The organism is Mesorhizobium sp. M5C.F.Cr.IN.023.01.1.1 (genome assembly GCF_003997585.1).
Classification (GTDB): Bacteria; Pseudomonadota; Alphaproteobacteria; order Rhizobiales; family Rhizobiaceae; genus Mesorhizobium; species Mesorhizobium wenxiniae.
In genome coordinates, this window is record NZ_RZSU01000064.1 from 1 (window position 1) to 24,892 (window position 24,892).

29 protein-coding genes are annotated in these 24,892 nt (G+C 61.8%); 18 read left to right on the forward strand and 11 right to left on the reverse strand.

What is annotated here, in order from left to right; translation table 11 throughout:
• Positions 1-618 precede the first annotated feature (618 nt).
• From EOA78_RS22950 to EOA78_RS22975, 6 genes are all read left to right on the forward strand, one after another.
• The gene (locus EOA78_RS22950; RefSeq protein WP_127317108.1) at positions 619-828 is read left to right on the forward strand and encodes a hypothetical protein; all 210 of its coding nucleotides are present in this window, start codon (positions 619-621) and stop codon (positions 826-828) included.
• 39 nt (positions 829-867) lie between these two features.
• Positions 868-1,854 carry an ABC transporter substrate-binding protein gene (locus EOA78_RS22955; protein WP_127317109.1) on the forward strand — a complete coding sequence of 329 codons (987 nt, stop codon included), beginning with the start codon at positions 868-870 and terminating at the stop codon, positions 1,852-1,854.
• A complete protein-coding gene (locus EOA78_RS22960) occupies positions 1,851-2,678 on the forward strand; it encodes an ABC transporter permease (RefSeq protein WP_082982632.1) in 828 nt (275 codons plus the stop codon). The genes EOA78_RS22955 and EOA78_RS22960 overlap by 4 nt, the downstream gene beginning before the upstream one ends.
• A complete protein-coding gene (locus EOA78_RS22965) occupies positions 2,647-3,387 on the forward strand; it encodes an ATP-binding cassette domain-containing protein (protein ID WP_127317143.1) in 741 nt (246 codons plus the stop codon). The genes EOA78_RS22960 and EOA78_RS22965 overlap by 32 nt, the downstream gene beginning before the upstream one ends.
• Positions 3,388-3,421: 34 nt before the next feature.
• Positions 3,422-4,390, forward strand: coding sequence for a quinoprotein relay system zinc metallohydrolase 2 (locus EOA78_RS22970; protein ID WP_127317110.1), 969 nt, complete (start codon positions 3,422-3,424; stop codon positions 4,388-4,390).
• 116 nt (positions 4,391-4,506) lie between these two features.
• Positions 4,507-5,364, forward strand: coding sequence for a quinoprotein dehydrogenase-associated SoxYZ-like carrier (locus tag EOA78_RS22975; protein WP_127317111.1), 858 nt, complete (start codon positions 4,507-4,509; stop codon positions 5,362-5,364).
• A gap of 60 nt (positions 5,365-5,424) precedes the next feature.
• Here EOA78_RS22975 and EOA78_RS22980 read toward each other — a convergent pair whose 3' ends face one another.
• Entirely contained in the window at positions 5,425-5,769 is a 345-nt protein-coding gene (locus EOA78_RS22980; protein WP_127317112.1) for a hypothetical protein, read from the reverse strand.
• Between the two features lie 687 nt (positions 5,770-6,456).
• On the opposite strand from EOA78_RS22980, the gene EOA78_RS22985 reads away from it, so the two are divergent.
• The 4 genes from EOA78_RS22985 to EOA78_RS23000 all read left to right on the forward strand — a co-directional run bounded on the left by EOA78_RS22985 (position 6,457) and on the right by EOA78_RS23000 (position 10,494).
• Entirely contained in the window at positions 6,457-8,355 is a 1,899-nt protein-coding gene (locus tag EOA78_RS22985) for a methanol/ethanol family PQQ-dependent dehydrogenase (protein WP_127317113.1), read from the forward strand.
• 181 nt (positions 8,356-8,536) lie between these two features.
• Positions 8,537-9,061 (forward strand): c-type cytochrome, methanol metabolism-related, encoded by a 525-nt coding sequence (locus tag EOA78_RS22990; protein WP_127317114.1) that lies wholly within the window; start codon positions 8,537-8,539, stop codon positions 9,059-9,061.
• A gap of 1 nt (position 9,062) precedes the next feature.
• A complete protein-coding gene (locus EOA78_RS22995) occupies positions 9,063-9,926 on the forward strand; it encodes a quinoprotein dehydrogenase-associated putative ABC transporter substrate-binding protein (protein ID WP_245477674.1) in 864 nt (287 codons plus the stop codon).
• A gap of 10 nt (positions 9,927-9,936) precedes the next feature.
• Positions 9,937-10,494 carry a PQQ-dependent catabolism-associated CXXCW motif protein gene (locus tag EOA78_RS23000; protein WP_127317116.1) on the forward strand — a complete coding sequence of 186 codons (558 nt, stop codon included), beginning with the start codon at positions 9,937-9,939 and terminating at the stop codon, positions 10,492-10,494.
• Between the two features lie 58 nt (positions 10,495-10,552).
• On the opposite strand, the gene EOA78_RS36125 is transcribed toward EOA78_RS23000, so the two are convergent.
• On the reverse strand, positions 10,553-10,690 hold the full coding sequence (locus EOA78_RS36125) for a hypothetical protein (RefSeq protein ID WP_164783891.1): 138 nt from the start codon (positions 10,688-10,690) through the stop codon (positions 10,553-10,555).
• 217 nt (positions 10,691-10,907) lie between these two features.
• On the opposite strand from EOA78_RS36125, the gene pqqB reads away from it, so the two are divergent.
• The 4 genes from pqqB to pqqE are packed head-to-tail and all read left to right on the forward strand — an operon-like array spanning position 10,908 to position 14,030.
• Positions 10,908-11,846, forward strand: a complete 939-nt coding sequence (pqqB, locus tag EOA78_RS23010) for a pyrroloquinoline quinone biosynthesis protein PqqB (protein ID WP_127317117.1) — start codon at positions 10,908-10,910, stop codon at positions 11,844-11,846.
• Positions 11,843-12,619, forward strand: a complete 777-nt coding sequence (pqqC, locus tag EOA78_RS23015) for a pyrroloquinoline-quinone synthase PqqC (protein WP_127317118.1) — start codon at positions 11,843-11,845, stop codon at positions 12,617-12,619. Before pqqB ends, pqqC begins: the two co-directional genes overlap by 4 nt.
• Positions 12,616-12,912, forward strand: a complete 297-nt coding sequence (gene pqqD, locus EOA78_RS23020; RefSeq protein ID WP_127317119.1) for a pyrroloquinoline quinone biosynthesis peptide chaperone PqqD — start codon at positions 12,616-12,618, stop codon at positions 12,910-12,912. Before pqqC ends, pqqD begins: the two co-directional genes overlap by 4 nt.
• Positions 12,909-14,030, forward strand: coding sequence for a pyrroloquinoline quinone biosynthesis protein PqqE (pqqE, locus tag EOA78_RS23025; protein WP_127317120.1), 1,122 nt, complete (start codon positions 12,909-12,911; stop codon positions 14,028-14,030). Before pqqD ends, pqqE begins: the two co-directional genes overlap by 4 nt.
• 11 nt (positions 14,031-14,041) lie before the next feature.
• Here the strand turns inward: pqqE and folP are convergent, their stop codons facing one another.
• Entirely contained in the window at positions 14,042-14,875 is an 834-nt protein-coding gene (folP, locus tag EOA78_RS23030; protein ID WP_127317121.1) for a dihydropteroate synthase, read from the reverse strand.
• A 106-nt stretch (positions 14,876-14,981) separates the two neighbouring features.
• Here folP and EOA78_RS23035 point away from each other — a divergent pair, with 106 nt between their 5' ends.
• Together EOA78_RS23035 and EOA78_RS23040 are read left to right on the forward strand one after the other, a co-directional pair.
• Positions 14,982-15,458 carry an SRPBCC family protein gene (locus EOA78_RS23035; protein ID WP_127317122.1) on the forward strand — a complete coding sequence of 159 codons (477 nt, stop codon included), beginning with the start codon at positions 14,982-14,984 and terminating at the stop codon, positions 15,456-15,458.
• Positions 15,459-15,482: 24 nt separating this feature from the next.
• Positions 15,483-15,899: a GFA family protein gene (locus EOA78_RS23040; protein WP_127317123.1), complete on the forward strand. Its 417-nt coding sequence runs from the start codon at positions 15,483-15,485 to the stop codon at positions 15,897-15,899.
• A gap of 137 nt (positions 15,900-16,036) precedes the next feature.
• Here the strand turns inward: EOA78_RS23040 and EOA78_RS23045 are convergent, their stop codons facing one another.
• The gene (locus EOA78_RS23045; RefSeq protein ID WP_127317124.1) at positions 16,037-16,756 is read right to left on the reverse strand and encodes a DUF899 domain-containing protein; all 720 of its coding nucleotides are present in this window, start codon (positions 16,754-16,756) and stop codon (positions 16,037-16,039) included.
• 214 nt (positions 16,757-16,970) lie between these two features.
• On the opposite strand from EOA78_RS23045, the gene EOA78_RS23050 reads away from it, so the two are divergent.
• Entirely contained in the window at positions 16,971-17,555 is a 585-nt protein-coding gene (locus EOA78_RS23050; protein WP_127317144.1) for a GNAT family N-acetyltransferase, read from the forward strand.
• A gap of 603 nt (positions 17,556-18,158) precedes the next feature.
• On the opposite strand, the gene EOA78_RS23055 is transcribed toward EOA78_RS23050, so the two are convergent.
• Together EOA78_RS23055 and EOA78_RS23060 are read right to left on the reverse strand one after the other, a co-directional pair.
• Positions 18,159-19,193, reverse strand: coding sequence for an S-adenosylmethionine:tRNA ribosyltransferase-isomerase (locus tag EOA78_RS23055; RefSeq protein WP_127317125.1), 1,035 nt, complete (start codon positions 19,191-19,193; stop codon positions 18,159-18,161).
• Positions 19,190-19,912: an SDR family oxidoreductase gene (locus tag EOA78_RS23060; RefSeq protein WP_127317126.1), complete on the reverse strand. Its 723-nt coding sequence runs from the start codon at positions 19,910-19,912 to the stop codon at positions 19,190-19,192. The genes EOA78_RS23055 and EOA78_RS23060 overlap by 4 nt, the downstream gene beginning before the upstream one ends.
• Before the next feature lie 86 nt (positions 19,913-19,998).
• Between EOA78_RS23060 and soxR the strand changes: the two genes are divergently transcribed.
• Positions 19,999-20,433 (forward strand): redox-sensitive transcriptional activator SoxR, encoded by a 435-nt coding sequence (gene soxR, locus EOA78_RS23065; protein ID WP_127317127.1) that lies wholly within the window; start codon positions 19,999-20,001, stop codon positions 20,431-20,433.
• 285 nt (positions 20,434-20,718) lie between these two features.
• Here the strand turns inward: soxR and EOA78_RS23070 are convergent, their stop codons facing one another.
• The 5 genes from EOA78_RS23070 to dctP all read right to left on the reverse strand — a co-directional run bounded on the left by EOA78_RS23070 (position 20,719) and on the right by dctP (position 24,869).
• A complete protein-coding gene (locus EOA78_RS23070; RefSeq protein WP_127317128.1) occupies positions 20,719-21,546 on the reverse strand; it encodes a 3-keto-5-aminohexanoate cleavage protein in 828 nt (275 codons plus the stop codon).
• A 7-nt stretch (positions 21,547-21,553) separates the two neighbouring features.
• Positions 21,554-21,988, reverse strand: coding sequence for a type II 3-dehydroquinate dehydratase (locus tag EOA78_RS23075; protein WP_127317129.1), 435 nt, complete (start codon positions 21,986-21,988; stop codon positions 21,554-21,556).
• Positions 21,989-21,992: 4 nt separating this feature from the next.
• The gene (locus tag EOA78_RS23080) at positions 21,993-23,294 is read right to left on the reverse strand and encodes a TRAP transporter large permease (RefSeq protein WP_127317130.1); all 1,302 of its coding nucleotides are present in this window, start codon (positions 23,292-23,294) and stop codon (positions 21,993-21,995) included.
• Positions 23,291-23,809, reverse strand: coding sequence for a TRAP transporter small permease subunit (locus tag EOA78_RS23085; protein WP_127317131.1), 519 nt, complete (start codon positions 23,807-23,809; stop codon positions 23,291-23,293). Before EOA78_RS23085 ends, EOA78_RS23080 begins: the two co-directional genes overlap by 4 nt.
• Positions 23,810-23,882: 73 nt before the next feature.
• On the reverse strand, positions 23,883-24,869 hold the full coding sequence (gene dctP / locus EOA78_RS23090) for a TRAP transporter substrate-binding protein DctP (RefSeq protein ID WP_127317132.1): 987 nt from the start codon (positions 24,867-24,869) through the stop codon (positions 23,883-23,885).
• Positions 24,870-24,892 lie beyond the last annotated feature (23 nt).

The following is a 24,892-nucleotide window of genomic DNA, read 5'->3' on the forward strand; positions in this document are numbered from 1 at the left end:
TGGCAGGCCTTGCATTTGGCGAAGACCTTCTCACCCGCGGCGGCATCCTGTGCCTGAGATTGGCTCGTGACTAAGATCGCAACGGACACGGTAGCGAAAAACGCGATTGCACGCATAGCATTCCCTCATTGATCGTCAAGGTGCCCTGGACGATTTGCGCATGCCTTTGTTTGATCATCGGCATGCGTCGTTTATGGCAGAGCGAAAGCTTCTCCCCTGTGGAGTTGCGACGCCTGCATCTTGGAAGCTACCCGGCAGATGAGCGATGTCAACCATACAGAGGTCCAGTGAACCGCAGGCACGGCGAGAAGTGCCCGGCACGGGAGAAGAAGGCAGCGCAAAACCGGGAGCGATTGCCTGGTCGCGAGCTCGCCGCCCGCCGAGGCGGATTTTGTGTTTTCAGGTATCGCCGGCGTCCTTCCCGAATTCAGAGGAGCTCGGCTCCGGCGCCCTATCCATTCGACTTTGTTGACGGCCATCGGGCGAACGCGTAGCCTCAAACCATTCCGGTTTTCCATGGGCACCTCGGAACTCCGGCAGATGGCGATTTAGTCCAGGCTCGCAGATCGGGCCGGATCTCGCCGAAGCGGGCGTCTTTAAGCGCGCAAGAGGTGCTGAATGGACATGGTCGACCTCATATTGACGGTTTGCCTGATTGCCAATCCTGGCAACTGCCGAGACGAACATCTCTATTTCGAGAGCCGCGGCTCTCTCGTCCAATGTATGGTCTTGGCGCCCAGCGAAATCGCGAAATGGTCGCAGGAACACCCGACCCTCAAGATCAAGCGCTGGAAATGCGCTTTCCCGAACAAGGACCGTGCGATCTGATCGGCACCCCGGCCTGTTACGGCCCCGGGAGGAGACATCATCATGATTTCGCGTCGAGGAACGCTCCGTCTGGCAGCCCTTGGAACGGCCGCAGCGCTTGTCTCAAAACCCTCCTTCGCCACGAGCAAGGTTCGCATCGGCGTGCTGAAGTTCGGCACCGTTAGCTGGGCGCTTGACACCATGAAGCAACACAAGTTCGACGCAGCCAACGGCATCGATCTGGAGATCATCGATTTCGCCGGCGAGGACGCAACCAACGTCGCCATTCTGGCCGGCGCGATCGACAGCATCGTCTCCGACTGGCTGTGGGTCTCGCGCCAACGCTCGGAAGGCGTCGACCTCACATTGGTCCCCTATTCGACCGCCGTCGGGGCAATCATGGTGAAGGAGGGGGCGCCGATCCGCACGATCACCGATCTCAAGGGAAAAAAGATCGGCGTCGCCGGCGGGCCTCTCGATAAGAGTTGGCTGCTGATCCAGGCGCTGGCCAGACGCGATCACGGCCTCGACCTGCCGGCAACCAGCGACATCGTCTTTGGCGCGCCGCCGCTGATCTCGGAAAAGGCGATGCAAGGCGAACTCGATGCGGTGCTCAATTTCTGGCACTTTTGCGCCCGCCTCGAGGCCAACGGCTTTCGTCGGCTGATCGGCGCCGATGATGCGGCGAAAGCGCTCGGGGCCTCGGGCGCCGTGTCGGCGCTCGGCTATGTCTTTCATGACAAATGGGCGAACGAAAATCCGGCCGCCGTCCGGGGCTTCATCAAGGCTTCGGCGCAGTCCAAGGACTTGCTGGCCAGATCCGACGATGAGTGGCTGCGCCTTGCGCCGATTATCCGCGCACAGGGCAAGGAATTGGCCAAACTGCGTGACCGCTATCGCGAGGGCATTCCCAGACGCCCCGTCGCCGAGGATGCGGCCGACGCCGGCAAGCTCTACCGCGTGCTGGCCGAGATCGGCGGCGAAAAGCTGGTCGGCCGCGCGCCGGAGATGGCGCCAGGCACGTTCTGGCAGGAGCTCCCGCAATGAGCGCACCTGATACCGGCGATCGCCCGCCTGGCGCCGTGGCCGACATCTCCAGCCAATCCAGCCTTGCAACGGCGCTGACACCCGTGCTGACGGTCGCGGTCTCTCTGCTCGGGCTTTGCCTGCTGTGGGGTCTTGCAGCAAATGCCTGGCCGAGCCGTGCCTTTCCAGGTCCGGGACAGGTCTGGCAGGTGCTGCTCGCAGAGGCGGCGAACGGCGACCTTTTCTACCATCTCGGCGCGACACTCGGCCGGGTTGCCGCGGCATATGTCGTTGCGATGGTTGTTGGCTCGGTCATCGGCGTTCTCCTCGGCAGCCACCGCAGCGCAGACCGGTTCTTCAGTCCCTGGGTGGTTCTGTTCCTCAACATTCCCGCGCTGGTGGTCATCGTGCTCGCCTACATCTGGTTCGGCCTCAACGAAGCGGCGGCGATTGGCGCGGTTGCCGTCAACAAGATCCCCAATGTCGTGGTGACGATGCGCGAAGGCGCCAGAGCGCTTGATCCGAGTTACGCCGAAATGGCCGCCGTCTACCGCTTCGGTCTTCTCGACCGTGTCCGCCACGTCCTGCTGCCGCAACTGCAGCCCTATCTTGCCGCCGCCTCACGATCCGGCATCGCTCTCATCTGGAAGATTGTCCTGGTGGTCGAACTGCTCGGCCGCTCCAACGGCGTCGGCTTCCAGATCTATCTTTATTTCCAGCTCTTCGACGTCGCCGCCATCCTTGCCTACACGCTGGCTTTCGTGGCGGTGATGCTTGTCATCGAACTCCTTCTGGTGCAGCCCGTTGAACGACATGCAACCCGTTGGCGCCGTCGTCCCGCTTAGGGTCGACATCGCCGAAAAGACCTTCAGGTCCGCGCAAGGCGTCTCGATCACGGCGCTCCAGGACCTTTCCTTCGAGGTCCGGCAAGGCGAATTCGCCTGCTTGCTGGGCCCGTCGGGTTGCGGCAAGACCACGACGCTGCGCATCCTGCTTGGATTGGACAACGACTTTTCCGGCTCATTCCAACTGCCTGAAGGCGGCTCCAACCGGATCGCCGCCGTATTCCAGGAGCCGATCTTGCTGCCGTGGCGGACGGTGGAGCAGAATGTCAGGCTGGCGCTGCCGAAAAGCCTGAGAACGAAAAATCTCGACGGGCTGTTCGATACGCTCGGCCTCGCCGGCATGCGCTCGCTCTATCCGGCCGAGCTTTCGCTCGGGCTTGCGCGCAGGGCAGCACTTGCCAGGGCCTTCGCCACCGAACCGGCGGTGCTTTTCCTGGACGAACCCTTTGCCTCGCTCGACGAACGGACTGCCGAGCGGCTTCGGCACCTGCTTTTGACCGTCTGGTCGGCGCGGCCTACGACGGCCCTGATGGTAACCCACAATCTGCGCGAGGCGCTGATGCTGTCGGATCGCATAATCGTTCTCGCGCAGCGGCCGGCCCATGTGCTCGGCATGTTCGACGTAAAGCTGCCGCGGCAAAATCGCAATTCACAGGTGATGAGCGACCTCTTGCGGTCGTTCCATCAAAAATTCCCAGGCGTGGCCTGATCGCCTTACGGCTCGAATTAATATCGGGGAGGCCATGCCGATCGATAGGACAAGACGCAAGCTTGTGAACGCCTTCGCCTGCACCGCCGTCAGCGCCGCGATGCTGCCCTGTTGCCTCGGGCGGGCCGCTCTCGCCGCGGCCGGCCTTGAATTCAAGCTCAGGAAAATCACCGACGGCGTTTTCGCTTTCCGGGGCGTCGATGAATTGATGAGCGCCGCCAACCAGGGCGCGATCTCGAACCTGGGCGTCGCCGTCGGCACCGACGCTGTTGCCGTCATCGACAGCGGCGGCAGCCTGATCGAGGCGAACGCCTTCATCGCCGCGATCGGCAAAATAACCGCCAGGCCGGTTCGCTACCTGATCAACACCCACATGCACCCCGACCACATCTTCGGCAATGCGGCATTCCGGGAGATCGGCGCGACCATCGTCGGCCATCGCAATCTGCCGCGCGCGCTCGAGGCACGCGGCCCGTTCTACCTGCAAAGCTTCCGCGAACAGATCGGCGACGCGCTCATGAAAGGGGTCGAGATCATACCGCCGACGATGCTGGTCGATGATCGCCTGCAGCTCGACCTCGGTGGACGCGTGCTCGAATTGCAGGCATGGAAAGCGGCTCACACCGACAACGACCTGACCGTCTTCGACAGCGCGACCCGCACGCTGTTTGCCGGCGATCTCGTTTTCATAGGTTCCTTGCCGACGCTCGACGGATCGCTGCTCGGTTGGCTTCGCCAGATGGACGCGCTCGCCGCGATCGGCGCCATGCGCGCCGTTCCGGGTCATGGCCCGGTGCCGGCCGCGTGGCCGGAGGCGCTGACGGCGGAGCGGCGCTATTTCGAAGTTCTGGCGCGCGATATTCGCAAGGCGATCGTCGACGGGACGCCGCTCAGCGAGGCAGTCAAGACCGCCGGCGCAAGCGAACGGGGCAATTGGCATATGTTCGACGACTACAACGAGCGCAATGCAACGGCCGCCTTTGCCGAACTCGAATGGGAATAGATCACACCGACAAGCGTTGGACGGGATGAAGTGGATCGATTTGCCAAACGCATCGTCAAAGGCATATCCTCGACATCGGCCTGGGCACCACCTCTGACATTGGTGGAGGCATCGAAATGCAGAACCACTCTTACCGGAACCGGCAGCTTGCCTTGCCGCTCGCAGCCATCTTTGCCGCGATCATCCTCGGCACGCTCTTTGGCTCCTCCGGAGCCGCCCACGCGCAGCAAACAACCGCGTCTTCGGACAGGATCTGGCAGGATTTGAAAGGCGACGTGTTCGGCGATCGGGCAATTCTGATCGATACCGGCGTCGTCAGGGTCGAGGCGCCGAAGCGGGCGCAGGATGCGGCCATCGTGTCCGTCGACCTCTATATCGACCCGGCCAAGGCGCCCGACGGCATCAAATCCGTCACCTTGATCATCGACGTCAATCCAGCACCGGTGGCGGCGACGTTCCAGATCGGCAAGGACGCCGGCGTGACGCATCTGTCGACGCGCGTGCGAGTCAACGACTATTCCTATCTGCGTGCCATAGCAGAAACCCAGAGCGGCGAACTTCACATGGCTCAGACCTTCGTCAAGGCGTCAGGCGGATGCTCGGCCCCGGCGGTCAAGAACCAGGACGAGGCGATAGCAACGATGGGGCAGATGAAGCTGCGCCAGTTCCCGCCGCAAGAGACGATGACAAAGGCGCAGGAATTGCAGCTGATGATCCGCCACCCGAACAATTCGGGCCTGCAGCGGAACCCGTTGACCCAGTACTTCATCCCCGCGCATTTCGTTCAGAAGTTGTCGATCTCGCAAGCAGACCGGCCGATCCTCTCGATGGAAGGCGGAATATCGATTTCGGAAGACCCCAATTTCCGGTTCGATTTCACGGCGCACGGCAGTGGCGACATTCAGGTCGAAGCGATCGATACGGACGGCAAGGTATTTCGCAATCAATGGCCATTGGAGGCTACGGGACTCTGAAGCCTCGAAACCGCATACAGCGGTTGTCTCCCGCCGTCGGCGCTCTTACCGGGGCAAGCTCTAAAAGCAGCGCACGTCGGCTTCCGCCTGCGCGCGCTTCAGTTCCGTGCTTGCGGCTTTTGCCGGCGCGCTTTCGCGAAACAGTCCCGAACGCTCCCCTGTCGTCAAGGACATGCTCTTGAAGGTCTCGGCCCTTTCATAATCCTCGAACGGAAGGATCGAGGCGATGACGTCGATCGAGCAGGAGCAACTCTCCAGCGCCTGACGGGTCCGGCCATTCGTCTGCATGCAGCCGAGCACATAGTCGACAACCGTCACCGTCGGATAATCTCCGGCGGCGCCGGCCGGATTGGCGAAGGCCAGGGCCGATGCAAGCAAGGTCGAAAAGCCGACATATCTGAGCATGGGGAACCCTCCGATTGGCCCGGACGTGATAGATCGAGCCCGATGGGTCGAGCCCATGGATCGAGACAGGATCACCGCACCAGTTGGCCTCGTGCCATCACCCCCGTCAAGTTCTCATGCTGGCCATATAGTACCAAAGGAGCAAGGCCGTGCCGGCCGACAAAAGGCCTCCCAGACAGCACGATCATCCGCTGTGAATCGTGGTGCTGACCTTCATTTCATGTCTCCTTCACTATCGGCACCCGGAGCGACGGGCGCATACTTAACGTCCCACGACCCAATGAATATTCATAAATAAAAATCAATACATTCCGCCAAAAAAATACGCGAAATTGGGGAACTTATATAAATCCAGCCTCGTCCACAGTCGATCAATAGCTTTCTGTATGGGTTTTTTCATATCTATTTCTCTATATTGCAGTGCAACATAGCCGGAAGTGATTTTTCTTGCCTTCCGCCTGGGGATGACATAGCTTCATCCTGTTTCCGGCTTCAAGGGCGTCACCGTCATTAGGGAGCGGCGACAGTCTTTCGTAGGCCAAGTGGGATGGGCAGTAACGGTGCCCTCTGCTCATTCGGCTTAGGTCGTGACACGCTGCCGGAAATACTTCCCCCACATGAATCGCTTGGGCAAGCCCTCGTGGGCTCGACGGACGATTCGTCATTGTGAACCCTGGGAGGACTTTGATGCGTGTACTTGCGAAAACTGCCTACCTACTAACGACCGCGGCGCTCATGTCGTTCGGCGCGGTCCACATGACATCGGCCAATGAAGAACTGATAAAAATGGCCGAAAACCCCAAGGACTGGGTGATGCAGACGGGTGACTACGCCAACACCCGCTTTTCCAAACTTAACCAGATCACCAAGGACAATGTGAAGAACCTGCAGGTCAAGTGGAGCTTCTCCACTGGCGTGTTGCGCGGCCATGAAGGCGGGCCGTTGATCATCGGCGACGTGATGTATGTCCACGCGCCGTTCCCGAACACCGTCTATGCTCTCGATCTCAACAATGACGGAAAGATCCTCTGGAAATACGAGCCCAAGCAAGACCCCAATGTCATTGGGATCATGTGCTGCGACACCGTCAATCGTGGCGTCGCCTATGGCGACGGCAAGATCATTCTCAACCAGGCCGACACCACCGTCGTGGCGCTCGATGCCAAGACCGGCAAGGTTGTCTGGTCGGTCAAGAACGGCGAGCAGACCGACGGCGGAAAGGGCGAATCCGGTACGTCAGCGCCCGTGGTCGTCAAGGACAAGGTGCTCGTCGGCGTCTCCGGCGCTGAATTCGGTGTTCGCGGCTGGCTGGCCGCCTACAATCTGGCAGACGGCAAGCTCGCCTGGAAGGCCTATTCGGAAGGTCCGGACGCAGACACCCTGATCGATCCCGAAAAGACCACCCATCTCGGCAAACCTGTCGGAAAGGATTCCGGCACGAACACCTGGGAAGGCGAACAGTGGAAGACAGGCGGCGGCACGACATGGGGATGGTATTCCTATGATCCCAAGCTGAACCTGGTTTACTATGGTACCGGCAACCCCTCGACATGGAACCCGGTCCAGCGCCCAGGCGACAATCGTTGGTCGATGACGATCATGGCTCGCGATGCGGATACTGGTGTTGCCAAATGGCTCTACCAGATGACCCCGCATGACGAGTGGGACTTTGACGGCATCAACGAGATGATTCTCGTCGACGGCATGGAGATCAACGGTGCCAAGCGCGACGTGCTTGTGCATTTCGACCGCAACGGCTTTGCCTACACCATGGATCGCGCCAATGGCGAACTTCTCGTCGCCAAGAAATACGATCCGGCAGTGAACTGGGCGACGGAAGTCAACATGGACCCCAGCAGCGACCAGTATGGCCGCCCGCAGGTCGTGGCCAAATATTCGACCCAGCAGAACGGCGAAGACACCAACACGACGGGCATCTGCCCGGCGGCGCTTGGAACCAAGGACCAGCAACCGGCCGCCTATTCGCCGAAGACCGGCCTGTTCTACGTGCCGACAAACCATGTCTGCATGGACTATGAGCCTTACAAGGTGAGCTACACTGCCGGCCAGCCTTACGTGGGCGCCACCGTGTCGATGTATCCTCCCCCTGGAGCCGACCATATGGGCAACTTCATTGCCTGGGATGCTGCCAAGGGCGAGATCGTCTGGTCGAAGCCCGAGAAGTTCTCGGTATGGTCGGGCGCGCTGGCAACCGACGGCGATGTCGTCTTCTACGGCACGCTCGAGGGCTACATCAAGGCGGTCGATCATGACGGTAATGAACTCTACAAGTTCAAGACCCCGTCCGGCATCATCGGCAACATCACGGCCTACGAGCATGGCGGCAAGCAGTACATCGCCGTTCTGTCCGGCGTCGGCGGATGGGCCGGTATCGGTCTGGCAGGTGGACTGCTTTCCCCCGATAACGCCGCTGCCTGGCATGGCGCCGTCGATCAGGGCCGTGAGCAAGGCGACGAGACCGCGGTCGTTGGAACTGCTGGTCTGGGAGCGGTCGGTGGCTACGCAGCACTTGCCGACTACACGACGCTGGGCGGCCAGCTCACCGTCTTCGGTCTCCCGGACTGATACACGGGAACCTTAGGCACGCCGCGGGTCTTGTGAAAAAGACCCAGGCTTGAAAAGCGAGAGCCCGGATCACCGGGAAGCCAGGACCGGGCTCTCAATTTTGCCGCGCACCCAAAAACATCGATCAATGCCGCTTCACGACAGCAAGACCGTGTGCAGGCGAAATGAAGGAAGAGTCTGAATGTCCGTTCGCATTGTCATTTCCGCTCTCGCTCTGGCTCTGCTGCCGCTGGCAAGTTCAAGTCTCGCGCAGGCCTCGGACAGCGCGGAAAAAGCCAAGGCGGTGACGGAAGAGGACGGCAAGTATTTGGATGCGGAGGGTAATCCGACCTACAAGATCGAAAACGGAACCGTCGATTGGTATACGTTCAGCGGTTACCGCCGGTATCACTCCGATTGCCATGTTTGTCACGGACCGGACGGCACAGGTTCGAGCTATGCCCCGGCCCTGGTCAACAGCCTGAAAACCATGGATTACGCAACGTTCCTCTCGATCGTCGCCGAAGGCCGCAAGAATGTCGGCGGCGGCAAGGAGAACGTCATGCCCGCTTTTGGCGACAACAAGAACGTCTATTGCTACATGGATGATCTCTACGTCTATCTGCGTGCCCGCGCCGACGGTGCGGCGCCCCGCGGCAGGCCGCCGAAGAAATCAAACAAGCCACAGGCAGCGAAGGATGCCGAAGCATCCTGTATGGGTGGATGATATGATTGGCCGTGATGCGTTGAAGCTGCGTTTTGTCCTGCCGATGCTCGGCGCACTCGCCTTGCTGCCTTCGAACGTTCAGGCGCAGGACGCCGGCCTTGGTGCCGCGGGAGAACTGGTCGACCCCGACATTCTGCGCGTCTGCGCCGATCCTTCGAACATGCCCTTCACCGACGAGAGCGGCGAAGGCTTCGAAAACAGGCTGGCCGAACTGGTTGCCGCGAAAACCGGCCGCAAGTCCGTCGCCTATACATGGTTTCCTGTTGTCGCCGGCTTCGTGCGCAACACGCTGGCGGCCAACCGATGCGACATCATCATGGGTTACGCTCAGGGCGATGAACTGGTGCAGAACACCAACGCCTACTATCGCTCCTCCTATGTGCTGGTGCACCCGAAGGGCAACGGCATGGAAGGCGTCGAGACGATCGAGGATCCGAAACTCACCGGCAAGAAGATCGGTGTCGTCGAAAGCACGCCGCCGACTGCCAACATGGCCGCCAACAAGCTCTTGCGAACGGCAAAGATCTATCCGCTGGCGGTGGATACGCGCCTCACCGCTTCCATGGGAGAGGTCATGATCAAGGACATGCTCGCCGGCAAGATCGATGCGGCTGTCATGTGGGGACCGATGGCAGGCTACTATGCCAAGGAACTCGGCGCCGATCTCACGATCGTTCCGCTGGTGAAGGAAAAAACCGGCTCGCGCATGTCCTACCGCATCACCATGGGCGTGCGTCCATCCGACCAGGAATGGAAGCGGACGCTCAACCGGGTGATCAGGGAAAACCAGGCGGAGATCAACAGGATCCTGCTGGACTACAATGTGCCGCTGATCGACGAACACGATAATCCGATTACGCAATGACGAAACCGGTATGAAGGGAAAGGAGACGATTTTGCTGGTCGCTGCGGGCCTTCTGGGTCTAACCCCACCGATGTGGGCTGGCGATGTCGCCGAGCCCGGCGGCTACCGGATGAATGATTATCGGGCGCCAGTGCCGCAGACGCTGCGGGGCGCAAGCGTGGTGACGACGGCAGAGGCGGAGGCGCTGTGGCGGGAGAAGAAGGCGGTGTTCTTCGACGTCATGCCGAACACGCCGAAGCCGGCTAATTTGCCGGCAGGAACGATTTGGAGAGACACGATCAGAAAGGACATCCCGGGCAGCACCTGGCTGGCCAATGTCGGTTACGGCGCTATCTCGGAGGAAACCGCCAACTATTTTCGCCAAGGCCTCGCGGCCGAAGCCGGTGCCGACAAGTCGCGCGCTATTCTGTTCTACTGCATGACGAATTGCTGGATGTCCTGGAATGCCGCGAAACGGGCCGTCGAATGGGGCTACAGTTCGGTAATCTGGTATCCGCCCGGCGCCGATGGATGGGAACGTGCAAACCTTCCGCTTGAGGAGAAGAAGCCTTACGTGATCAGCAATTGAAGCATAGGCATTGTTATTTTCGATCGTCTTGTTTTTCGAGTTTTCAGAACCTACCGTTTCATTTGTCCATTTTGAGAGCTGATGGACGAGCCATTGCAATGGTGCCCAGCAATGGTTGACTGAGAAAAGAATCGGCCCCTTCGGGCTGGTAGAAGAGGAGAAATGCCATGAAGAAGAGCTGGACGAAACCGACCATGTGCCAGGTTGCTGCGGGCTTCGAAATTTCGCGGTATCTGCCTGCTGAAATTCCTCCCAAGAAGTAGGCCGCAGAGGTGCGTGTCCCTGGCAACGGGGCACGCACTGCCTTGCCGCGAGGTCTTCGTGAAAGGCTTTGACGCGTTCAATACGGGCGCGAAGCCATTCGCGGTCGAAAACTTGCTGCTGGTTGAATGAGCCGCAGAGCGGGCATTGCAATGCGCTTGAAAATCATCGGCTCGGCGGCAGGCGGCGGCTTTCCGCAATGGAATTGCAACTATCGCCTGAGCCGCGCGGCTCGCACCGGGATGGCCGGCGTGCATTCTCGAACCCAATCAAGCATCGCCGCGTCAGTGGATGGGGCCGGCTGGGTGCTCTTCAACGCCTCGCCCGATATTCGCCAGCAGATTGCGCAAACGCCTGAATTGCAGCCCGCGCACGATGCGCCGCTGCGTTCGACACCAATTCGTGCGGTGGTGCTGACCAACGCCGATGTCGACCATGTCGCCGGCCTGCTCAGCCTGCGTGAGCGGCAGCCTTTCGCCATCTATTCAACGACACAGGTTCTGGCGGCGCTGGAGGCGAATTCGATTTTCAATGTTCTCGATCCGGCGCTCGTGCCGCGACGCATCTTGCCGCCGGCGGAAGAACTGGCGATCTGCGATGCAGACGGCAACGACACCGGCGTGATTGTCGAGAGCTTTCCCGTGCCCGGAAAGATAGCGCTCTATCTTGAGGAAAGAAGCCAGCCGGATGCCAATTTCAGCTCCGAGTCCGGCGACACGATCGGCGTCCGTATCGCGGGCGCCGGCAGTCGCGGCTCCGTCTTCTATATACCGGGCTGCGCGCGCATCGATGCGACCCTGCGCACACGTCTAGCCGATGCCGCCTGCCTCCTGTTCGACGGCACGGTCTACACGGACGACGAGATGATCGCTGCCGGCGTCGGCCAAAAAACCGGGGCGCGCATGGGGCATCTGGCAATGTCGGGAGACGCGGGTTCGATCGCCGGCTTGGCCGATGTAAGGATCGGCCGCCGTGTCTTCGTCCACATCAACAACACCAACCCCGTTCTGGACGAGAATTCCACCGAACACGCAGCGGTCGAAGCGGCCGGCTGGGAAGTCGCCCGCGACGGGATGGAGATGGAATTTTGAGTGATTTCCACGCCGCGGCCAGGAACGGCCTGTCCTCCAGCGAGCTCGAAGCCGTGCTGCGGCAGGTCGGTGCCGAGCGCTATCATAACCGCCATCCTTTCCATCACAGGATGACCAGCGGTGCGCTGTCGAGGACCGAGATGCAGGCCTGGGCGCTGAACCGCTATTGCTACCAGGCTGTCATCCCGCGCAAGGATGCCATGATCCTGGCGCATGCCGAAGATCCGGCGTTTCGCGCCGCCTGGCGCAAACGCATCGAGGACCATGACGGCGAGGACGGCTGGAGCGGCGGTATCGCGCGCTGGCTGCATCTGGCGACCTCGCTCGGCCTCGACGCCGATGCGGTGAAGAGCGAAAGGCTGGCGCTGCCGGCGACACGTTTCGCGGTTGGCGCTTACCTCTCCTTTTGCACGAACCGGACGCTGTTCGAGGCGGTCGCGTCGTCGCTGACCGAGATGTTCTCGCCGCTCATCATCGGCGAGCGGGTGCCGGCGATGCTGGCCAAATACGATTACATCACCGAGGATACGCTGGCCTATTTCAGCCGACGGCCCGAACAGGCCTCGCGCGACGCCGACTTCGCCCTCGCCTACGTGCTCGGCCATGCCGACACGGCGGAGCGCCAGCAGCAGGCGATCGATGCGCTGGTGTTCAAATGCGATATACTGTGGGCCATGCTCGACGCGCTTCAACACGCTTATGCCGAGCCGGGAAACATACCGCCCGGCGCCTTCCGTCCGCCCGGCGGCTTCCGTCCGGAGGCAGCCCGATGATGGCGCTGCGCGAAAGAGCCATGGTGTCGCCGCAGTCGGTGCCGTCGCTGCCGAAGCACGTGCGCATACAGTACGACCCCGTGCGGCAGGCGTTCGCCGTGCTTTCGCCGGAAAAAGTATTCTGGCCGAACGACATCAGCCTCGATATATTGCGCCGCTGCGATGGACGGTCCACGATCGGCCACATCATTGCCGGCCTTGCCGCGGATTATGACGCCGAACAGGAGGCCGTGGCGACCGACGTCGTCGCTTTCCTGCAGGAATGGTCGGACAAGCTGCTGGTGAAGCTATGAGCGAGCCCCTTCTCCCGCCGATCGGCATGCTGGCGGAACTGACGCATCGCTGCCCGCTGCAATGCCCCTATTGCTCCAATCCGCTCGAATTGCTGAAGGCCAATCGCGAACTCGATACACAGACGTGGCTCGACCTGTTCTCGCAGGCCGCCGATCTCGGCGTTCTGCAAGTCCATCTGTCCGGCGGCGAACCGACGCTGCGCCGCGACCTCGAGCAATTGATCGCCGGGCTTTCGGCGCGCGGCGTCTACACCAACCTGATCACTGCCGGCGTCGGCATTGCCGAGGGCCGCATGGAAGCGTTTGCCGAAGCCGGGCTCGACCATCTGCAGCTGAGCTTTCAAGGCGCACGGCCGGCGACCACCGACCGCATCGGCAACCACAAAGGCGGCCACGAAAAGAAGCTGGAGACGGCACGCCGCGCGCGCGCAGCCGGCCTGCCGCTTACCATCAACGCGCCGATCCATCGCCACAACATCGAGGAGGTGCCGGAATTCATCGATCTGGCCCTCTCGCTGGGCGCGGAGCGGCTCGAGATCGCCAACGTGCAGTATGCCGGCTGGGCGCTGACCAATCGCGATCAACTGATGCCAGAGCGTGCTGCGGTCGACCGTCAGGAGGAGATCGTCGCGGCGGCGCGCGAACGGCTCACCGGCATTATGAACATCGATTTCGTCACGCCGGATTATTTCGCCATCTATCCCAAGCCGTGCATGGGCGGCTGGGCGCGCGACGCCTTCATGGTGGCGCCGGACGGCACCGTGCTGCCATGCCATGCCGCACAGACCATCCCGTCGCTCAGTTTTGAGCGTTTCGGACCGCGCAGCTTGGCCGAGATCTGGACCGATTCGCCGGCATTCAACACCTTTCGCGGCACCGACTGGATGCAGCAGCCCTGCCGCAGCTGCGAGCGGCGTGAGATCGATTGGGGCGGCTGCCGCTGCCAGGCGATGGCGATCGCCGGCGATGCCGCCGCGACGGACCCGGCTTGCGCGAAATCGCCGATCCATGCGCGCATGGCAATGCTGATCGACGAAGCCCAGCGTGCTGCGGCAGTTCCTTCGAACGACGAACAATTCGTCTACCGGCGGATCGGCGTGGTCACCGAGCCCGCCTGACGCGCGCGCTTCTATTCCACCGTCTCGCGCTCGCGCACCGCGTCGGCGAAAGCCAGTGCATCGCGATTGACCGCGACGTTGTGCACGCGAAAGATCGAAGCGCCCTTCAGCCGCAGGATGACGCTGGTCGCCGCTGTGCCGACGTCTCGCCCCTCGTCGCTTCCGCCGACCAGGTGACGGGCAAGACGCTTGCGTGACGTGCCGACAAGCAATGGAAAACCGAGAGCGTGCAATTCACCGAAGCGAGCCATAAGCTCAAGGTTTTCCTCTCCGTCCTTGGCGAAGGCGAAGCCCGGGTCCAGCACGATCCGGTCGTCCGGGATGCCGGCGTCGCGCGCGATCTCCAGCGATCTGTTCAGGAACAGGAACTGGTCGGCGATCACATCCGCCAGTTTTTCACGGTCGCGCCCGGTGTGCATGATGACGAGGCCGGCGCCGGTTTCCGCCGCGACGTGGGCGATGTCGGGTTCGCGCTGCAGGCCATGCACGTCATTGACGATATGTGCGCCCGCCGCGACCGCCAGACGCGCCGTCTCGGCCCGATAGGTGTCGACCGAAACCAGGCTGCCGCCGTCGGACGACAGCGCCTCGATCAGCGGGAGGATGCGCGATTGTTCCTCGCGCGCCGAAACGGCGCCGGCGCCGGGCCGGGTGGACTCGCCGCCGACGTCGATGATCGCCGCGCCCTCGCCGATCATACGCCGCGCCTGCTGGAGCGCCCGCTCCGGCCGAGCGAATTCTCCCCCGTCGGAAAAACTGTCCGGCGTAACGTTCAAAATCCCCATCAGCAACGATTTCGCGCCAAGATCGAGATGCCGTCCATGAGCAAGGTGCCAGCGCGTCATGCATCAACCTTCCATCATATTAGAAGCCATTCGCGACACGATTGTCACTCACACGAGTCCGGTTTCCCCATCTACCTATGCTCGCGAAACAAAAAGGAGCCTATCAATGACCAAGGAAACGATCAGCTTTACTTACACGACCTATATTGTCTCGACACCAGGAAAGGTGTTCGAGGCAATAACGAAACCGGACCTCGCACGGCACTACTGGGGCCACGAGAACGTCTCTGACTGGAAGCCGGGTTCAAGATGGGAACATATCCGCGCCAATGATGAACGGACCGTCGAACTCGTCGGCAAGGTCGTCGAGGTCTCCCCGCCGACCCGTCTCGTCATCACCTGGGCAAACGCTTCGCAGGCGTCTGATCCGGCGAGCTACAGCCGGGTGACCTTCGAGCTCGAGGAATACGAGGCCATGGTCCGGCTGACCGTCACCCATGACGAACTCGAAGCCGGCAGCGGGATGGCGAACGGCATCAAGCGTGGTTGGCCGATCGTTCTCTCCAGCCTGAAATCCTTCCTCGAAACGGGCCAGGCGATCGATGTCTTCGCCAAGCCGCGCGCGTCCGGACTGGCGGCCTGAACCCGGGAACTAGGAGCCGAGCAGATGAGCACTCTCTACACCGGCGGATGCGCGTGCGGCGCGGTCCGCTACGAGGCAAAGGCAGCCCCGATCTTCGAAAACCACTGCCAATGCCGCGATTGCCAGAAAAGAAGCGGCACCGGTCATGGATCCTATCTGACGTTTCCGTCGCGAGCGGACGTGGCCATCACCGGCACGACGACGGTCTGGCGTGTCGCGGCGGACAACGGAAATGTCAAAAACCATTCCTTCTGCCCGGTCTGCGGAACCCCGGTTTACCTGACGTACACCGCCCTGCCGGACCCGATCACGATCCATGCCGCAAGCCTCGACGATCCGGGCCGGTTCAATCCGACCGTTGTGACCTACGGCAGCAGGGCTCTCCCCTGGGACAAGATGGAGGGCGCGATGAAGACCTTCGAGAAGATGCCGCCGGGCTAACCGGCCGGCGGCAGGGCGGACGCGCACCATCTTCAGGAGGCGGATCCCGCCCACCGCGGCATTACGGATCGAAGGCACGGCAGGCAGAAAGGAAAATAGTGCAGTGATCACCGTATTCGCGGTTGTGCCCATGACACTCAGCGATTGCCGTACTCGTCATGGCGGCGCCACCACGCCTGGGGGAACTCGAGCCCGTTCTCTTTCCTTCCCCACGGAGCCAGGTCGAGGAAACGGTAGACCCCCATAAACGTCTCGGTGCCACGGGCGTAGGTCGAGTAGGTGTGGTAGACGGCACCGTTCTGGAGCGCGAAGACGCTCATACCCTCCTTCTGCGGCTCGGCCCTGTCGACACGCTGATAGTTGTAGGCGGCGCCGTCTCTCTGCTGCTCTTCGGTGAAGGCGGCGCCGAAGTCGTATTTGAAATCGCTACCGAGCGACGAAACCCACGGGAAGCGCCAGCCCATTTGCTGCTTGTAGTCCCGAATCTCCTGCAACGGGGCGATCGATTCGCAAACGAGGGTGATGTCGTGGCCGTTCAAGTGGGGGATGACGCAGTCGAAGTGATCGGCGATCAAGGAGCATCCGGTGCATCCTTGGCGCTCATCGGTGAGCCGGTATCCGTAGCCGAACATGAAATGATAGACGAAGAGTTGCGAGCGCCCCTGGAAAAGGTCGGCGAGTGAGGCGCTTCCCTCCTCGGTCTCAAACAGATACTCCTTATCGATCCGAACCCACGGCAGCTCCTGTCGCTGTCGCGCCAGCTCGTCGCTCTGCCGCATGAGCCGTTTCTCCGCCTCGAGCAGTGCGAGCCGCGCTCCGAGCCATTCCTCGCGTGTTCCGGTCTTGTGTTTCGTCATCGCTCCTGTCTCCTTCCTCGGGGTTTCCTTTCCGTTTCTCGAAACAACTTGTTGCGTCAGGAGATAAACTTAACGCCGGAGGCGAAACATGGTAGCCAGATTTTGGGGTGGGTTTCCGATGGACTGCCTGATCACGGACTCCTGCCCGCTTGTTGCGGCGCCTGTTGAGGGCGCGGGCGCCTCGTCGAACCACCTGCGTCGCTTGGAGGGCAGCATGAAATCGCCGACAGTAAGAGTTATGGCCGCGGCCGATGAAGATCCGGCGGTCGGAACAATAGTGCTGGCGTTTGCAGCGGATCCCATGGCGCGATGGACCTGGCCGCATGCACACCAGTACCTTGCGGCCATGCCGCGACTGGTCCGCGCGTTCGGGGCCAGGGCATTCTCAAACGGAAGCGGCTTTTGCACCGATGGCTACGTCGGGACAGCGCTGTGGCTGTCGCCCGGTGTGCATGCCGACGAGGAAGGGCTTGGTGCGGTTGTCGAGAGCACGGTTGCGCCCTCCCTTGCCCCTGAAGTCGCCGCTATATTCGAGCAGATGGCCAAGTACCACCCGACCGAACCACATTGGTATTTGCCCGCGATCGGCGTCGACCCGGCGCATCAGGGCGAAGGTCACGGCGACGCCTTGATGGCGTACGCGCTCGCGCAGTGCGATCGCGATCACGCGCCCGCCTATCTGGATTCCTCGAACCCGCGCAACATTCCGTTCTACCGGCGCCACGGCTTCGAACCGCTCGGCGCGATCCAGGTCGGTTCATCGCCGACGCAAGTCCCGATGCTGCGGCGACCGCGTTGAGCCAGTCATTACCGTGACAGTGCACTTTTGCTATGTTTGCTCGGCTGTCGCTGTGTGTAGATTGAACGCATAGCTCGATTTTGCATTGCTGCGCCGCCGATGTCGGCATCTGCGGCCGGTGGGCAGCGAAGCACTCCGGACCGGATTGCCGAGCAAACCGGAAAACCGGTGAATCGGGAAAACGCGGCCAGGCGGGGAAAAAGAAATGGTGCACTGTCACCGTAATGCGGTGGAGGCGAGGATGGCGCCGTGCCTCGACCTCTGCGATGTCCGCTGGATCCGTAGTTACTGTCATCTGACCGGCTGCGCATGATCTGCGAATACGAAGCCGCTGATATCGCCAGCGTTCGGAACGTCCAGCACGAGGCTGAAGCAAGGTTTGAGCGGCTGCCGATGTGCTGGGCGAGCCGTGAGATCCAGTCGTCAGGCTAGTGCGGGTGAAAGTTGTGTCGGACCCTAGCCAGCAGGCAACCGCTCATCTCTAGATCGAAGTGCGCCTCGCCGAATGCAGCGTCCAGGCGTGCCACCGTGGAGGCGATGGGCCAATCTTCCATGACCGTGATGGACGCATGTGAGGGAGGAAGCGGCCCGGTCCTGTTCGCGCTATAGATGCTGCGGTTGGCGATTGAGCAGCATGGAATCGCCGAATTCATGCGTGCGGTATCGGTACGCGGTGAAGTCTGCGGAGGCCTTGGCGAGCAGAGCATCGTCGGCAAAGGCACGCAGGAGCTCGAAATGGCTTTCGCCGGGCTGGTGGACGCCTGTGAGAATCGCGTCAACCACGTGAAGCCGCGTGCCCCGCGCGATGCGCCCTGTCGCAATGCCAATTCCGGCACGCACATTGCCGTCGGGATTGGCGGCTGCCTCAAGCGCGCGCACCACGCTCGTGCCGATCGCGATGATGCGGCTGCCGCCGAGCTTCGCCCGCGCGACCTGCGTCGCGGTGTGCTCAGGGATGCGGTACGGCTCGTCGAAAGGGAGGCGCAGATCGAGCGCGGGATCGCCGGTGGAAGAAACGCCCGCGGCATGCGTGAGTGTTGCGAAGCCGACGTCGCGCCGACGCCAGGCTTGGAGCGCGAGCCAGTCGAGCGCAAAGCCTGCCGATGGCGCCTCGAACGCGACCGGCCCGGCGGCAATCTTCGTCCAGACATCCCACAGGGCCAGCGGTTCGGGAACATGCGCGTATTGGATCGGCCGGCCGTGCCGCGCCAGGCCTGCAAGCACCGCTGCGCGGTTGCCTGGGAAGCGCAGCTCGACAAGGCGAGGATGGTCGAGAAGGCGCTCTACGACGGCGTCAAGCGGGCCGAGCTGGAGGCGATCGCCTGGTGACAGCGGAGGCGGCGGCAGCCGGTCTTCCGTGCGCGTGCGATGATCGCCCGTGCCGAAGGCAATCGCCACGAAGCGGATTGGATCGGGAAGTGACAGCCAGCCTGCCAGGCGGATCTCGATCGCTTCGTCGCTGAGGACATGCACGCCGTGCAAGCTGGCAGGCAAGGTCGCGGCGTCATTGGCGACGACCAGATCGCCGGGATCGAATAGCGTCGCGAGCACAGCGCGCGGCAGGTCGCGCATCGTGCCATCGGCCTCGACGACGAACAGTCTTGCGAAGCGCCGATCGGGACGGTCGGCGGCAATCATGTATGTGCCCCGGCGAGAAGCGTAGAGCGGACCGGCAACGCGTCGAGCATCTTTCCGATGATCTCGGCAGCAGCCAGCTCGGGGCGCTTCAATGTCGACGGATCGGCGTCAGGAAGCGCCAGCGCGTGCAGCGGGGTGTCCATATCGCCAGGGTCGAGCGCGAGGAGCCGGATGCTGTCGGCTTTCGCCTCCTCGTCCCAAATCGCCGTGAGATGGGCAAGAGCAGCCTTGCTCGCGCCATATGCGCCCCAGCCGGGATAGGCGTTCACCGCTGCGTCGCTGGAGATGTTGATCACCAGCGCGCCACGGCCCTCGCGTGCGGACGCGGCAAGCGCACCGAACAGGGCTTTCGTTAGCCGGAACGCGCCGACGAGATTGACCGCGAGCGCTTTTTCCAACTCCTCGCACTCGGTATCGGCAAGAAGCGCCAGAGGAACAGGTCCGAGGCTCGACGCATTGTTGATCAGGACGTCGAGCCCGCCGAGGCTGGCGGTGACTTGCAACGCGGTCGGGTAGATGTCCTCCTTGTTGCCGATGTCGCCGACAATCCCGTGCGCGCCGGTCTCGTCGGCGATGCGTTCGACGTCCGCGGTGGTGCGGGCGACGAAGGCGACGGACGCACACTGCTCGGCAAGCTGCCGCACAAGCGCCAGTCCGAGGCCGGACGTGCCGCCCGTGACCGCCACGCGAAGTCCCTGAAGATCGATATTCGTCTGCATTGCCGGTGCTCCTTCGATCTGTACTGCCCGTTGCTACAAGTTCAAGTTAACTTGAAGTCAAGCGGGAATTGTGCTTTCGTTCATGCATGGAATCCATGCTGACCATCACCGACGTGTCGCGGCGCAGCGGCGTCGCCTCATCGGCGTTGCGTTTCTACGAGGAGCGCGGGCTGATCGCGTCCGAGCGGGCCGGCTCGGGACACAGACGCTATCCGCGCTCCGTGCTGCGCCGGATCGCCTTCATCGTCTTTGCCCAGCGAATTGGGCTGACGCTTGAGGAGATCGGCGCCGAGCTCGCCAAGTTGCCAGCCGATCGCGTGCCGTCGCGTCGGGATTGGTCGCGGTTGTCGGGTCAGTGGACCAAGCGCATCGACCAGCGCATCGCCGAGTTGCAGCGCCTGAGGTCTGGGCTTACCGAGTGCATTGGTTGCGGCTGCCTGTCGATCGACCGGTGTAGCCTTGCGAACCCTTCCGATATGGCAGGTCGCAAGGGGCCGGGGCCGAGGTATTGGCTGGGGTGAGTTGCCATTACGGCATTACGGTGCATTAGCATTACGGTGACAGTGCATTTTTGCCACGTTTGCTCGGCTGTCGCTGTGTGTAGATTGAACGCATGGCTCGACTCTCATCGCCGCGCTGCCGATGTCGGCATCTGGGCGGCCGGTGGGCAGCGAACCACTTCTGGCCGAATTGCCGAGCAAACCGGAAAAGCTGTGAAATCGGGAAAACGCGGCAGGTGGGGAAAAGAAAATGGTGCACTGTCACCGTAAAAAAGCGGCGAGAAGTTGCAGCCAGGAATTACGATCCTAAGCCAGACCAAGCGTTTGGCGCGCCTCGTTGACGGTGGCCACGCGCCGGCCAAACTTCTCGACTGAGGCCGCCGCGAGTTCGACAAGCTCGGCGTTGCTGCGCGCCAGGCGTTCCTTGGTGATCCTGATATTATCCTCAAGTCCAGTGCGCACTGCGTCTGCTCCGCGCGCCAACGCCCATTCCATTACGATCGTCTGGTTGCGGCCTATTCCGGCCGCTGTCCAGGTGGATGGTGGAAACAGGAGTTTCGCTTCCCCGAGGAGCACATCGAGCAATCTCTCCTCCGCAGGCAGTGCGTTTTGCACGCCCATGACAAACTGGATGTGCGGGCGCTCACCTAAAAGTCCCGCGTCGGCCAGCCGCCTGGCAGTGTGAAGGTGCGAGAGGTCGAAGATCTCGATCTCCGGCAGCACGCCATTTGCCTTCATCGCGGTTGCGAGATCACCGATCAGGGCGGGATGGTTCTCGTAGACCATGCGTGGGAAGTTGACCGAACCGGTCGAGAGCGAGGCCATGTCCGGCTTCAGATATAGCGCCGAGCCACGCGCTGCAGGATCACGACCGCGCCCGCCGGTCGAAAACTGGACGATCATACCGGGGCAGTGCCTACGCACCCCCGCCTGAACGGCAGCGAAGCGCGTTGGTTCAGACGATGAACTCTGATCGTCATTGCGCACGTGGATGTGCACCAGCGACGCACCTGCTTCAAAGGCTTCCTGGGTCGACTCGATCTGTTCGGCCACGCTGATTGGCACCGCAGGATTGTCTTCCTTGCGCGGCAGCGAGCCGGTGATTGCAACAGCGATGATACAGGGTTCAGGCATGGCGATACTATCGGTCTACCTGGTCCATGAGCCAGCGGATCGCGAGCGGATAGCCCGCGGCGCCGAGCCCCGCGATCACGCCGGTGGCGACCTTCGATACCAGCGACCGATGATAGATCTCCTCGCGGCGATGGATGTTCGAGATATGCAGTTCGACGATCGGGCCCGGAAACATTTTAAGCGCATCGAGCACCGGGATCGAAATGAAGCTCAAACCGGCGGGATTGATCAGAATGCCCGCGCCGTCGTCGATCGCCTCATGCACCCAGTTGACGATTTCGCCCTCAATGTTCGACTGGTGAAAACGGATCGGATGGTCGCCGGCGGCGTCAAGGCACATCCCCTCGATTTCTGCGAGTGTCGTCCGCCCATAGATCTCCGGCTCGCGCATGCCGAGCCGGTTGAGATTTGGGCCGTTGAGAACGAAGATTGGCTTGGTCATGGTCCTATCCTTGATAGCCCAGCAGGCGCGGCAGCCACAGCACCAGCGATGGGAAGAAGGTGATCAGCATCAGGGCGGCAATCATCGCATAGAGAAACGGCATTACGTCGTGCACCAGGTCGCGCAGCGGCACCTCTGCGATGCGGGTCATGATGAACAGCAGCAACCCGTAGGGCGGGGTGACCAGCCCGAGCATGATGTTGACGACGACCATTACGCCGAAATGCACCATGTCGACACCGAGCGCCTGCGCCGTCGGAATCAGCACCGGCACGATTACCAGCAGGATAGTCGTGCCTTCCAGCACGCAGCCCAGGATCAGCAGCAGGATGTTGACCAGGATCAGGAAACCCATCGGCGAAAGATCCCAGGACTTCAGGATCACCGACAGGGACTGCGGAATGTTCTCAACCGTAACAACGTAGTTGAACACCAGGGCGCCGGCGATGAGCATGCCGATCGAGGCCGTGGTGCGGGCGCTGTTGAGAAGCGCATGATAGAGCTGGCCCGGCGTCACGCTGCGATAGATCGCGACCGAGATGAGCAGCGCGTAGCCGGCGGCGACCGCCGCGGCCTCGGTCGGGGTCATCACGCCGCCCCTTATGCCGACCAGCAGAACGACCGGCAGCATCAGCGCCGGAAATGCCCGCAAGGTGATCCCCGGAAATTCCCTGAGCGGCACCGGCTTTTCGACCGGAAAGTTCTTCCGGCGCGCGTCGATGGCGACGATGATCATCTGCGTCAGGGCGAGAAGAAGGCCCGGCACGATACCCGCAATGAAGAGGTAGCCGATGGATGCATCCGAGATTAGCGCGTAGATGACCAGCGGAATTGACGGAGGAATGATCGGGCCGATGACGGAGGTGACGGCTGTCAGCGCAGCGGCATAGCTCGCCGGGTACTTGCCATCCTTGGTCATGAGTTGCTGCATCATCTTGCCGGTGCCCGCGGCGTCGGCGATGGCCGAGCCGGACATGCCGGCGAAGATGATCGACTGCAGCACGTTGACTTGCGCCAGGCCGCCGCGGAAACGGCCGACGACGGCATTGCAGAATTGCAGCAGCCGGTCGGTCATAGTCCCGGCGTTCATCAATTCCGCGGCGAGAATGAACATCGGTACGGCAAGCAGAATGTAGCTTGTGTAGAGCCCGTTGAGGAGTTGCTCGGCGGAGGTGCCCATGTCGAGCCCTGCAAGCCAGAGATAGAGGATCGACCCGGCGATCATCGAGTGACCGATCGGCAGGCCAAGCAGGGCCAGCGCTGTGATCGCAACGACTGACAGCGAAAAGGGACTCGCGAGATTCATACGCCTGAGCTCGCTTTCGTGGGGTCAAATTCCGCCGGTGCTTCGCCGCGCAGAGCACGCCACGCCAGCCATAGGTAGCGGGCGATCACGGCGACCACGAAGACGAGATAGATCGTGAACAGCCAGTCGAAGCGTATCTTGAGGTAGGCGGTGCTCTCGACCTTCATGAACGTCACGTAGCTGAAGACGGCCGGAAAGGACCAGCCATAGAGCGCGACGAGAGCGATTGCGAAGGCGAGCGTCATTACCCGCCTGATGTCCGGACCGACTGTGGCGTAGAGGAGATCAAAACGGATTTCCTCCTCTTCACGAACGACGAACGCTGCGCCGAACAGCACAACCCAGATCCAGAGTACGACGGTGAGCTCGTTGCTCCAGCCGGTCGGCCACTTGAGAAGGTAGCGAAAAGCAACCTGCAGCAGAAACGCGGCGAACATGGCGCCGATTGCTATGGCGATTGCGTTCTCGGCGCGCCGGTAGAGCCAGCCGCCGACCTTTCTCAACCCCGGGTTCATGATGCCTCCCTGGCGGGCGTCTGGCCAAACCGGCCAGCCGGTCGCAAGCGGACCGGCCGGCGAGTTCGTCGCGTCAAAGCGCGTTGATCTTGTCGACCATCCCGGCAGGCCATTCCTTGGCCAAGGCGGAGGCAAGATATTGCTCCTGCACATGCTTGCGGAATGCTGCGACATCGGGCTCGTAGATCTTCAGGCCCTTGCCCTTGAACGTTTCAACGAGTTCCTTCTCGCGCGTCAGGTGTTTCTCTGTCGAGAAGTCGATCGCCTTGTCCGCCGCGGCCTGGACCTTTGCCTGCTTCTCGGCCCCCATCTCGTCCCACACCTTTTTCGAGATGCTGAGAAGGTCGAAACCAACAAGGTGCGAGGTAAGCACGATCTGCGACATGACCTCGTAGAACTTCATGTTCTCGACGTTGGGTAGAGGGTTGTCCTGCCCGTCGATTGCGCCTGTCTGCAGGCCGGTATAGACCTCGGCGTAGGCCATTGGCGTAGGGTTCGCACCGAGCGCCTGGCCGAGGAATTGCCAGGCGTCGCCACCCGGCATACGCAGCTTGATGCCTGCCATGTCGGCGGGAGTCTTGATTTCCTTGTCCGGCTTCAGGCCGACCTGGCGCAGGCCGAAATAGGTAGGGCCGAGCACCCTCACGCCGAGTTGGTCCTCGGTCATCCTCTTCAGCTCCGCACCGGCATCGCTGGCAAAGAACGCCTTAACGTGCGCGGCGTCACGGAACAGGTAGCCGGCGGTGACGATGGACCACGCCGGAATCTGCTTTGAGATGTCCTGCGGGGCAACGTTGCCCATCTCGAGGTTGCCGCGCTGAATGGCGACAAGTTCGGTGCCCTGCTTGAACAGGTTGCCGCCGTAATATCCCTCGAAGGCAAAGTCGTCCTTGATGGCGTCGGCAAACATTTTCATCATCTCGGCCCGGATGTCCTGCTCGGAGAACACGGCCGAGAAACGCAGCTTCGGCTTGTCCTGCGCGAAGGCGGGAACGGCGGTCGCGGCGGCGAGCGCGCCGGCGGCGACCATAAACAGGCGTCGGTTCATTTCAGCTTTCATGTCGATTTCCTCCCTATGGTCTT